The sequence below is a fragment of the Streptomyces marokkonensis genome (genome assembly GCF_039539045.1).
GTDB lineage: Bacteria > Actinomycetota > Actinomycetes > Streptomycetales > Streptomycetaceae > Streptomyces > Streptomyces marokkonensis.
Window position 1 is genome coordinate 1 of sequence record NZ_BAABCQ010000221.1, and the last position, 10,745, is coordinate 10,745.

Here is a 10,745-nt window from a genome sequence, read left to right on the forward strand (position 1 = left end):
CCGCACGGCCGCCTTTGTTCCAGCGACGGTGCGGCAGGATCACGGTGCTCAGACGCAGACTCATGTCCCAGAGCCTACGGCGGTACCCTCCCGGCGAGTCCGTGCTCCTGTTGTCGGAGCCTCCGACGCAGGCAATGGCGTACGGAATCACTCGTCATCGGCGCCCGACCCCACCCTCACACTGGAGGAATGGACACACCGATGGAACCGTCCACGGAAGCCTTCACCACACTGGGCGAGCAGCTCCTGCTTCTTTCGCTGGACGACGAGTCCGGCCACGCCAAGGACTCGGCGAAGGTGGCCCTGGCGATCTCCGCGGCCGTGCTGGTGGAACTCGTGCTGGCCGACCGGGTCGACGTGGCCGACGACAAGGTCGTCGTCGTCGATGCGACGCCGCTGGGCGAGCCCGCCCTCGATACCGCACTCGCCGCCATCGCCGGCAAGGACAAGCCGGGCAGCGCCAAGGACTGGATCAACCAGCTGAAGGCGGACTCGGTGGCCCGGGCGAACACCGGCCTGATCGAGAAGGGGCTGGTCCGGGAGGAGAAGAAGAAGGTGCTCGGTCTCTTCCCCGTACGCCGCTATCCGGAGGCCGACGGCTCGGTGGAGGCGGCGGTACGGCAGCGCCTCGACGCCGTCGTCCTGCGGGGCGCGACGCCGAATGAGCGTACGGCGAGCCTGGTGGCGCTGCTGCACGGGGCGAGACTGCACCGCCTGGCCTTCCCGGACGCCGACGCGCGCCGGATCGCGGCGGCCATGGAGTCGATCTCACACGACCAGTGGTCCGCGACGGCGGTGCGCCGCGCCGTGAAGGCCGCGGAGGACGCGCTGGCGACGATCATCGCGGTGACGGTGACGACGACGGTCATCACCGGCAGCTGACGCCGGGACTGCGCAGCGGCGCCGCCGTCCCGGCCCTCCGGGCACGGTGGCGTCCCCCGCGCCGGGTTCCCCTGTAGGGGCCACGGAAGGTGCCGTCGGGGGCACCCGCAGCGAAGCACGGGGCGGGGTACCGGTGGGCAAGGATCTGCCGACGCCTCTCCGACCGTTGACCAGACGCACAGTGTCAGCGGGCAGGCGTACGCAGCCGGGCGCCTCAACGCGGGTACGGGACAGAACCGCAGCCGCTGTGCGCAGTCTCGTCCCCGCTGGCCCACGGTCCGTGCGGCTCACTGAAGAGCGGGAGCGCCGTCCTCGGCGAGGATTGTCCGCCGGCAGATCGCAGTAGTGGCGCAGGTCCTCGTGCCGGCCCACGAACGAGGCGAAGTCCCGCACGTCCCGGAGCACCGTCGCCGGGCCCTCGGTGAAGAGCACCCCGGCGCAGTTGAGGAACACCTCCTCCACTCCGGCGTCCCGGTACTGGTCGAGTCGGTCGGCGATGTGGTCCACCGAGCCGAACATAGGTGCCGCTGTCCACCAGGGAGACCGCACCGGCCCTGGGGTCGGCCGATTCGGCCGGCCCACCGGCCCGACGCAGCATGTCCGTGCAGTGGTCGAGCGTGAGGTGCCCGGAGGCGACCGTGTGCGCGAGCACGTACGGGTCACGGGCACCACGCTCCAGCGCGACGTGGACGACGGTCGCGACGCGGCAGCGGGCGTCCCTTTCCTCGGCCCCTTCCTCCGGGGCGGGGATCAGGGACCGCAGCGGGCCACCGGAGCCCGTGGGCGCGTCCGTGGACCTCACCCGAGAGGTAAGAGCCGTAGCTCACAGATGTGCGGACCGACGCACGATCGTGCGGGCATATGCGTGACAATGACCGGGTGACCTCAGCGACCCGACAGCCCGAGCCCCCGGCCGCGGCCTTCCGCCCGCGGCTCATCGCCACCGACCTCGACGGCACACTGCTCCGCGACGACAAGTCGGTCTCCCCGCGTACGGTCGCCGCGCTGGCCGCCGCCGAGAAGGCGGGCATCGAGGTCTTCTTCGTCACCGGCCGTCCCGCCCGCTGGATGGACGTCGTCAGCGATCACGTCCACGGTCACGGCCTCGCCATCTGCGGCAACGGCGCCGCCGTGGTCGATCTGCACGGCGGCCCCGGAGCCCATCGGTTCGTGAAGGTCCGGGAGCTGGCCCGGGAGAACGCGCTGGACGCCGTACGACTCCTGCGCGAGGCGGCACCCGGCACGGTGTTCGCGGTCGAGCAGACCTACGGCTTCCACCAGGAGCCGGCGTACCCGAAGATGCACATGGAGGTCCCCGACGGCCTCGCGTCCGCGGAGAGGCTCCTGGCGCCGGGAGGCCGTGCCGCCGCCGAGCCGGTCCTCAAGATCCTCGCCTTCCACCCCGAGCTGGACCCGGACGGCTTCCTCACGCTGGCCCGCCTCGCCATCGGCGACCGGGCCGGCGTCACCCGGTCCAGCCCCAGCGCCCTGCTGGAGATCAGTGGGCCGGAGGTCTCCAAGGCCAGCACCCTCGCCCTGTGCTGCGCCGAGCGCGGCATCTCGCACGAAGAGGTCGTCGCCTTCGGTGACATGCCGAACGACGTCGAGATGCTCACCTGGGCGGGACGGTCGTACGCGATGGGCAACGCGCATCCGGACGTGATCGCCGCCGCGTCGGGGCGGACGGTCGCCAACAACGACGACGGGGTGGCGATCGTGATCGAGCGGCTGCTGGCGGACCTTCGCTGAGCAGTGTCCTCGGCGATCAGCTCACCCAGGCGCCTTCCCGCCGGGCGCCCGGGCCCGTCAGAGCGGCACCCCGCGCTGCGACAGCCACGGCACCGGGTCCAGCGCCGAGCCCATCTCCGGGGTGACCCGTACCTCGAAGTGCAGGTGCGGCCCGGTGGAGTTGCCGGTGCTGCCCGACTGCCCGACCCACTGGCCGGGGCCGACCCGGTCGCCCTGGTCGACTGCCACGGCGGCGAGGTGGGCGTACTGCGTGTAGTAGCCGCCCGCGTGCTGGACCACGACCTGAATACCGAACGCGCCGCCGCACGACACCTTCACCACCCGGCCCGTGCCGACCGACCGCACCGGCGTCCCGACCGGCACCGCGAAGTCCTGCCCGGTGTGCCGGTTGGCCCACCGCGACCCACCGCTACCGAAGGACGCCGACAGGGTGTACGTCTCCACCGGGGACACCCAGGACCGGCCGAGGCGCACGTCCGGCTGGTCGAGACGGACCGCGCCGGGACACGAGCCGGCCGCGACCGAGGCGTCCGCCTGTCCCTCCAGCCGCGACCGCGCGGCCTCCAGCTTGCCCGCGATCCTCTTCTTCAGCTCGGCCAGTGATGCGTTGCGTTCCTCCAGCGCCTGCCAGGCCGCCCGTGCCCTGGCCTCGTCGGCGGCGAGCCGGCCCTCGGCGCGCAGGCTCTTGCCGATGGCCTTGCTGACGGCCAGGTCCACACGTGAGACCGCCCGCTGGCCACGCATCAGCTCCTCGGGGTCGTCCGCCAGGATCATCCGCGCGGTGAGCGGAAGCCCACCGCCCCCGCGGTACTGGGCACGGGCGAACCGGCCCAGGTCCTCGTGCATGGTGTCGATCCTCTGCCGCTGCCGGTCGAGCCGCTTCTCGTACTCCACGGCCTTCGCCCGCTGCGCCTCGGCCTCGCGCCGACCGTCCTCGTACTGCCGGGTGGCGGTGGCCGCGTCCTCGTAGAGCCGCGCCACCTGAGCACCGATGCCCGTGCCGGAGCCGGAGCCACCGTCCTCGTCCATGGCGTCGGTGGGGCGAGCCGCGAGCACGGCGAGCGCGCACAGCAACGCCGGAACGAGCAACGGATGACGGCGAGGTGAGCGCATGTCAGCGATCCTGGACCGGACGGGGACGCAAGGTCTTGTTCAGGTCGTACGAGTGGGGGACCCGTTGCTGCACACGGCTCAGCGCGGCTGCTGCACATGGGGCAACCCCGCACCGGCGGCGCTCAGTACGATGCCTCCCACAGCACCGTCGCGCTGCCGCCGTCCGCCCCGACGCCGGCCCGATCCGACTGGTGCCGCCCACGGCCTCGGCACGGCGCGCGCTCGGCGTCGGCCATCACGAGCGCCGGCGCGGCCTGCGAGGCGAACCGGTCACCGAGCTCCGCACGAGCGCGGGGCCTCGTTCACGATCCGTCGGGCGGTCGGCTCGTCGGGACCGTGGTGCACGAAGTCGACGAGGCCTTCGCCGTCCTCGCCGACGACACCGATGGCCGCGTACCGGGCGTCCGCCAGGACGGCCGCCGTCTCGCAGATCCGGTTCAACGTGGAGTGCAGCTCCAGTCCACTGCCGACGGACCGCATAGCGCCCAGCAATTGCGGCACCCGCGCCAGGAGCTCGGCCGAGTCCTCCTCACGCGGGTGCGAGTGGCCAAAAGGCGGTGCTGGGGACATGACCCGAGCCTAATGAGACCTTTCTGTCCCAGAAAGTCGGATTCATCTTGTTCGAGAGAGTCGGTGCGTCGAGGACCTCGACAAAGCTCGGCAACGGACTGTCGGTCACTCGGTCCCGACCAGCAGTTCCGACGTCGCCTCCCGCTCGGCCATCGCCCGCAGCGGACCCGGTACGGCGGTCAGTTCCGCGTACGTCCCCCGCTGCGCGACGCGTCCCTCGTCCAGCACGATCACCTCGTCCACGGCGCCCAGACCCGCCAGCCTGTGTGTGATCAGTAGTGTCGTACGGCCCTCGGTGGCGGCCAGCAGATCGGCGGTGAGGGCGTCGGCGGTCGGCAGATCGAGGTGTTCCGCGGGCTCGTCGAGCACGAGAACGGGGAAGTTCGCGAGCAGCGCCCGGGCAAGCGCCAGCCGCTGCCGCTGCCCGCCCGACAGCCGTGCCCCGTGCTCCCCGACCAGTGTGTCCAGGCCGTCGGGCAGGCTGTCGGCCCACTCCAGCAGTCGGGCCCGTGCCAGCGCGCCACGCAGCTCCCCCTCGGTGGCGTCCTTCCTGGCCAGGAGCAGGTTTTCGCGCACCGAGCTGTCGAAGATGTGCGCGTCCTGCGCGCACAGCCCGACGAGCCGCCGTACGTCGTCACCGGCCAGGGCGTAGACATCCATGTCGGCCAGTGTGTACGAGCCCGCGTCCCGGTCGAGGAACCGCAGCAGCACCTGGGCCAGCGTCGTCTTGCCGGACCCGGACGGTCCGACCACGGCGACGCGGCGGCCTTCCGTCAGCGTCAGGTCGATCCCTGCCAGGGCGTCCCGGTCCTGTCCGGGGTGGCGAGCGGCCAGTGCCCTGAGAACGACCGGGAACGGCGACGCGGGCGCCCGCCGGGGGGTCTCCGGCTCATGCACCGGCTCGGGGGCGTCCAGTACCTCGTACACGCGCTCGGCGCTCCTGTGCACCCGCTGCCGGTATTGCACGGCCAGCGGCAGCCCGAGCACGGCCTCGAAGGCGGCCAGCGGGGTCAGCACGACGACGGCCACGGCCACGCCCGCGAGCCGCCCCTCCGCGACGGCCTGAACCCCGACGAGGGTGGCGCCCGCGACGGTCAGGCCGGATGTCAGCGCGGTGAGGCCGTCGCCCAGCGCGGTGGCGGTGGCGGCACGCGAGGCGATCCGGGTGAGCGTGCCGTCGGCCCGGCGCGCCGCGGCGGACCGCGCGGGCAGGGCACCGGCGACGGTCAGCTCGGCGGTGCCCGTCAGCAGGTCGGCCACCCGGGTGGCGAGCAGCCCACGGGCCGGGGCGAGCCTGCGCTCGGCCCGCCGTGCCACGGCGCCTGAGATCAACGGGACCCCGACTCCGGCCGCCAGCAGACCGACCGCGAGCACGGCACCCGCCTCCGGCAGCAGCCAGGCCGTGAAGCCGATGGACGCGGCCGAGACCACCACCGCGGACACGGCGGGCAGCAGCCAGCGCAGCCAGTAGTCCTGCAGGGCGTCGACATCCGCGACCAGCCGGGACAGCAGGTCGCCCCGGCGGCTGCGGCGCAGCCCCGCGGGTGCCAGCCGCTCCAGTCGCCGGTACACGGCGACCCGGGTGTCGGCCAGCATCCGCAACACGGCGTCGTGCGACACGAGTCGCTCGGCGTAGCGGAACACGGCCCGCCCGATACCGAAGGCGCGCGTCGCCGTCACCGCCACCATCAGATACAGCACCGGCGGCTGCTCGGAGGCCCGCGAGATGAGGTATCCGGAGGTGGCCATCAGGCCCACGGCGCTGCCGAGGGCCAGGCTGCTGAGCAGCAGGGCGAGGCCGAGCCGACCGCGCCGGGCGGCGGACATCGCGCGCACCCTGGCGAGGATCCCGCCCCGTGCCTCCGCCGAGAGGGCCTGGGCGTCGGGGCGAACCGGAGCAGTGACGCCGGCAGGCTCCCCGGCAGAGTGGACGGCCGATCGCCCGCGGGGCCCCTCGGCCGCGGCGGTGGGTGCCGGTTCCTCCAGCCGGACCACTCGGTCGGCCACTTCCAGCAGGGCCGGCCGGTGCACCACCAGCAACACCGTGCGCCCCTTGGCCAGCCTCCGCACCGCGGCCACGATCTCCGCCTCGGTCGCCCCGTCCAGGGCGGCCGTCGGCTCGTCGAGCAGCAGCACCGGCCGGTCCGCGAGGAACGCCCGGGCCAGCGCCAGTCGCTGCCGCTGCCCGGCGGACAGCCCGGCCCCGTCCTCCCCGAGCACCGTCCCCGTGCCCTCGGGCAGCGCGTCCACAAACTCCAGCGCGCCCGCGTCCAACAGCGCTCGCCGTACGGCGGTGTCGTCGGCCTCGGGCCGGGCCAGCCGCACGTTCTCGGCGATGGTGCCGGCGTAGAGGTGCGGGTGCTGCGGCACCCAGGCGACGCGGGCGTGCCACTGCGCCTGGTCGAGGGAGGCGAGGTCGGCTCCTCCGACGCGGATCCGCCCCCCGGCCGGGCGTACGAAGCCGAGGAGTGAGCTGAGGAGCGTCGACTTGCCCGCCCCGCTCGGGCCGACGAGCGCCACCGTCTCACCGGGTTCGACGGTGAAGCTCACGTCCGTCACGGCGTCCGCGCCGCGTCCGGGGTAGCGGACGGTCACGTCCTCGAAGGACAGGCCACCGTCCGTCGGCACCGCGCCGGTCCCCGAGGCCGGTACGGGCCGCTCCAGTACCTCGAAGATCTCCTCGGCGGCGGCAAGCCCCTCGGCCGCCGCGTGGTACTGCGCCCCCACCTGCCGCAGCGGCAGATAGGCCTCGGGCGCCAGGACGAGTACGACCAGGCCGTCGTACAGGGCCATGTCTCCGTGGACGAGCCGCATACCGATGGTGACGGCGACGAGCGCCACGGAGAGGGTGGCGAGCAGTTCCAGTGCGAAGGACGACAGGAAGGCGATCCGCAGCGTCCGCATGGTCGCCTGCCGGTACTCGCCGGTGATGCGCTTGATCGAGTCGGCCTGGGCCTTGGCCCGCCCGAAGACCTTCAGCGTCGGCAGCCCGGCGACCACGTCCAGGAAGTGCCCGGACAGCCGGGACAGCAGCCGCCACTGGCGGTCCATCCTGGACTGCGTGGCCCAGCCGATCAGGACCATGAAGATCGGAATGAGCGGCAGGGTGCCGACGATGATGGCCGCCGAGACCCAGTCCTCGGTGACGATGCGGGCCAGCACCGCCACGGGTACGACCACCGCGAGTCCCAGCTGCGGCAGATAGCGCGAGAAGTAGTCGTCGAGGGCGTCGACCCCGCGGGTGGCCAGGGTGACCAGCGACCCGGTCCGCTGCCCGCTCAGCCGGCCGGGGCCGAGTACGGTGGCCCGCTCCAGCAGTCGGCCCCGCAGCTCGGACTTGACTGCCGCGCTCGCCCGGTGCGCGGCCAGCTCGGTGAGCCAGCCGACCAGCGCGCGACCGCAGGCGACGGCCACCAGGAGCAGCAGGGGAGTGCGGAGTTCGGGCGCCGTCATGCCGTGCTGGAAGGCACCCACCACCGCCTCGGCGATGAGCATCGCCTGCGCGACGAGCAACCCGGCGCCGACCGCGCCCAGCACGACGACCGCCGTCAGGAAGAACCGGGTGGCTCGGGCGTACCGCAGAAGCCGTGGATCGATGGGTTTCACGTGAAACAGGCCCTCCCGACCGGACTCAGTGCGCGGGTTCGGCGATGTGCTGGGTGCCGATCCGCTTGCGGAACACCCAGTACGTCCAGCCCTGGTAGAGCAGGACGACCGGCGTGGCGATCACGGCCAGCCAGGTCATGATCTTCAGGGTGTAGGGGCTGGACGAGGCGTTGGTGACGGTGAGGCTCCAGTCCGCGTCGAGCGTGGACGGCATGACGTTCGGGAAGAGCGTCAGGAAGAGCATCGCCACGGTGGCCACGATGGTGACGCCGGACAGCGCGAACGACCAACCCTCCCGCCCGGCCTGGTTGGCCATCAGGGCGACGACCAGCGCCGCCACGGCGACCACCAGGGCGGCCAGGCTCTTGCCGTCCCCGTTGTCGACCTGGGTCCAGACCAGAAAGGCCAGGGCCAGCACAGCTGTGAGGAGGCCGACGCGCAGCGCCAGCGTCCGGGCCCGCTCACGGATCTCCCCGACGGTCTTGAGCGCGGTGAACACCGTCCCGTGGAAGGTGAACAGGGTCAGCGTGACGAGACCGCCGAGGAGGGCGTACGGGTTGAGCAGGTCCCCTACGGTGCCGACGTACTCCAGGTCCCGGTCGATCTTCACCCCGTGAACGATGTTGCCGAAGGCCACGCCCCACAGGAACGCCGGGAGCAGCGAGGTCCAGAAGATCGCGGTCTCCCAGTTGCGCTGCCAGTTCTCCTCGGGGCGCTTCACCCGGTACTCGAAGGCGACACCCCGGACGATCAGGCAGACCAGGATGACCAGCAGGGGCAGGTAGAACCCGGAGAAGAGCGTCGCGTACCACTCGGGAAAGGCGGCGAAGGTCGCGCCGCCGGCCGTGAGCAGCCACACCTCGTTGCCGTCCCACACGGGACCGATGGTGTTGATCAGCACTCGCTTCTCGGCCCGGTTCCGGGCGAGCAGCTTCGTGAGCACGCCGACCCCGAAGTCGAAGCCCTCCAGGAAGAAGTAGCCGGTCCACAGGACGGCGATCAGAACGAACCAGACGTCGTGCAGTTCCATGACTGTGCAGCTCCCTCGGCCTAGTACGAGAAGGCCATCGGCTTGTCGGCGTCACGGAGGTCGCCGCCGATCTTCGTGGGCGGGTTCAGGTCGGCCTCGGTGAGCTCGGGAGGGCCCGCCTTCACGTACTTGGCGAGCAGCCTGACCTCGATGACGGCGAGGATGGCGTAGAGCGTGGTGAAGACGACCATCGAGATGATGACCTCGGCCTGGGAGACACCGGGGGAGACCGCGTCGCGGGTCTGCATCACGCCGTAGACGACCCAGGGCTGCCGGCCCATCTCGGTGAAGATCCAGCCCCAGGCGTTGGCGATCAGCGGGAACGCCATCGTCCACAGGGCCAGAAGCCAGTACAGGCGGGTGAGTCCGGCGCCGAGCGGCTTGCGCAGCAGCACCAGGTGCGGCACCTCGTCCTCGCCGGTCCGCAGGCCGGCCGGCAGCAGGAACCTCTTCCGCGTCAGCCACAGACCCAGCAGGCCGAGGGAGAAGGACGCCATCCCGAAGCCGATCATCCAGCGGAAGCCCCAGTAGGCGACGGGAACGATGGGCTTGTAGTCACCGGGGCCGAACTTCTCCTGCAGCGCCTTGTTGGTGTCGTTGATGCCGGGCACGTACGAGTCGAAGTCGCTGTGGGCGAGGAAGGACAGCAGTCCGGGTATCTCCAGGGCGACCTTGTTGTGCCCCTCGTCGACGTCGCCGTAGGCGAACAGGGAGAAGGGCGCCGGCTCCTCGCCGTCCCACAGGGCCTCGGCTGCGGCCATCTTCATCGGCTGCTGCTCGTACATGACCTTGCCGAGGGTGTCGCCGCTGACGGCGGTGAGCACGCCGCCGACCGCCAGGGTGACCAGGCCGAGCCGGAGCGACGTCCGCATCACCGGGATGTGCTTCTTGCGCATCAGGTGGAAGGCCGCGATGCCGACCATGAAGGCGCCGCCTGTCAGGAAGGCCGCCGAGAAGCTGTGGAACACCTGGTTGAGGGTGGTGTTCTGGGTCAGGACCGCCCAGAAGTCGGTGAGTTCGGCACGGCCCTTATCGTCGTTGATCCGGTAGCCGACGGGGTGCTGCATCCAGGAGTTGGCCGCGAGGATGAAGTAGGCCGACAGCAGCGTGCCGATCGAGACCATCCAGATGCAGGCCAGGTGGATCTTCTTGGGCAGCTTGTCCCAGCCGAAGATCCACAGGCCGATGAAGGTGGACTCGAAGAAGAAGGCGATCAGCGCCTCGAAGGCGAGCGGGGCGCCGAAGACGTCGCCGACGAAACGGGAGTAGTCGGACCAGTTCATGCCGAACTGGAACTCCTGCACGATGCCGGTGACGACACCCATCGCGATGTTGATCAGGAACAGCTTGCCCCAGAACTTGGTCGCTCTGAGGTACTTCTCCTTCTCCGTGCGGACCCAGGCGGTCTGCAGTCCGGCCGTGAGAGCGGCCAGCGAGATCGTCAGCGGGACGAACAGGAAGTGGTAGACGGTCGTGATGCCGAACTGCCATCGCGCCAGCGTCTCCGGCGCCAGAGCCAAGTCCACGTCGTCAGTCTCCTTACATCGCCACAGCGCCGTGGTCAGCGGCGTTTTACGCGTGTATGTCACACCCATCTCGGGTGCAACCGGGACACGCTTGTGAACGCGTTCACATTCACAAGCAATTATGACGTACAGCTTTTCGTCACCGGAAGGGGGGTCCCCTGTGACGTCAACCCCTCGGCGTGAACCTCAACGCCTTACTGAATCAGCCACGCGGCGGAGGACGTGTCTCGTGGGGCCAAGGGGGCACTTCGGCCCAGGTGTGACGGAGT

6 protein-coding genes and 1 pseudogene are annotated in these 10,745 nt (G+C 71.1%); 2 read left to right on the forward strand and 5 right to left on the reverse strand.

Annotation, left to right across the window (positions count from 1 at the left end; all coding sequences use genetic code 11):
- Window positions 1–189 precede the first annotated feature (189 nt).
- Window positions 190–882, forward strand: a complete 693-nt coding sequence (locus ABEA26_RS32835) for a GOLPH3/VPS74 family protein (protein WP_345597295.1) — start codon at window positions 190–192, stop codon at window positions 880–882.
- Between the two features lie 861 nt (window positions 883–1,743).
- Entirely contained in the window at window positions 1,744–2,631 is an 888-nt protein-coding gene (locus ABEA26_RS32840; RefSeq protein WP_345597297.1) for an HAD family hydrolase, read from the forward strand.
- A 57-nt stretch (window positions 2,632–2,688) separates the two neighbouring features.
- Here the strand turns inward: ABEA26_RS32840 and ABEA26_RS32845 are convergent, their stop codons facing one another.
- The 5 genes and pseudogenes from ABEA26_RS32845 to ABEA26_RS32865 form a co-directional block, all read right to left on the reverse strand.
- The gene (locus tag ABEA26_RS32845) at window positions 2,689–3,744 is read right to left on the reverse strand and encodes a M23 family metallopeptidase (RefSeq protein WP_345597298.1); all 1,056 of its coding nucleotides are present in this window, start codon (window positions 3,742–3,744) and stop codon (window positions 2,689–2,691) included.
- A gap of 306 nt (window positions 3,745–4,050) precedes the next feature.
- Window positions 4,051–4,314: pseudogene (locus tag ABEA26_RS32850) on the reverse strand (histidine kinase); the annotation flags it as partial.
- A gap of 105 nt (window positions 4,315–4,419) precedes the next feature.
- Entirely contained in the window at window positions 4,420–7,920 is a 3,501-nt protein-coding gene (gene cydD / locus ABEA26_RS32855; RefSeq protein ID WP_345597299.1) for a thiol reductant ABC exporter subunit CydD, read from the reverse strand.
- A gap of 25 nt (window positions 7,921–7,945) precedes the next feature.
- Window positions 7,946–8,950: a cytochrome d ubiquinol oxidase subunit II gene (gene cydB / locus ABEA26_RS32860; RefSeq protein ID WP_345597301.1), complete on the reverse strand. Its 1,005-nt coding sequence runs from the start codon at window positions 8,948–8,950 to the stop codon at window positions 7,946–7,948.
- Window positions 8,951–8,970: 20 nt separating this feature from the next.
- A complete protein-coding gene (locus ABEA26_RS32865; RefSeq protein WP_345597304.1) occupies window positions 8,971–10,476 on the reverse strand; it encodes a cytochrome ubiquinol oxidase subunit I in 1,506 nt (501 codons plus the stop codon).
- Window positions 10,477–10,745 lie beyond the last annotated feature (269 nt).

Bases quoted from the DNA above. Each gene is read 5' to 3' on its own strand.
- ABEA26_RS32835 (WP_345597295.1), top strand. From the start codon at position 190: ATGGACACACCGATGGAACCGTCCACGGAAGCCTTCACCACACTGGGC.
- ABEA26_RS32840 (WP_345597297.1), top strand. From the start codon at position 1,744: ATGCGTGACAATGACCGGGTGACCTCAGCGACCCGACAGCCCGAGCCC.
- ABEA26_RS32845 (WP_345597298.1), bottom strand. From the start codon at position 3,744: ATGCGCTCACCTCGCCGTCATCCGTTGCTCGTTCCGGCGTTGCTGTGC.
- cydB (WP_345597301.1), bottom strand. From the start codon at position 8,950: ATGGAACTGCACGACGTCTGGTTCGTTCTGATCGCCGTCCTGTGGACC.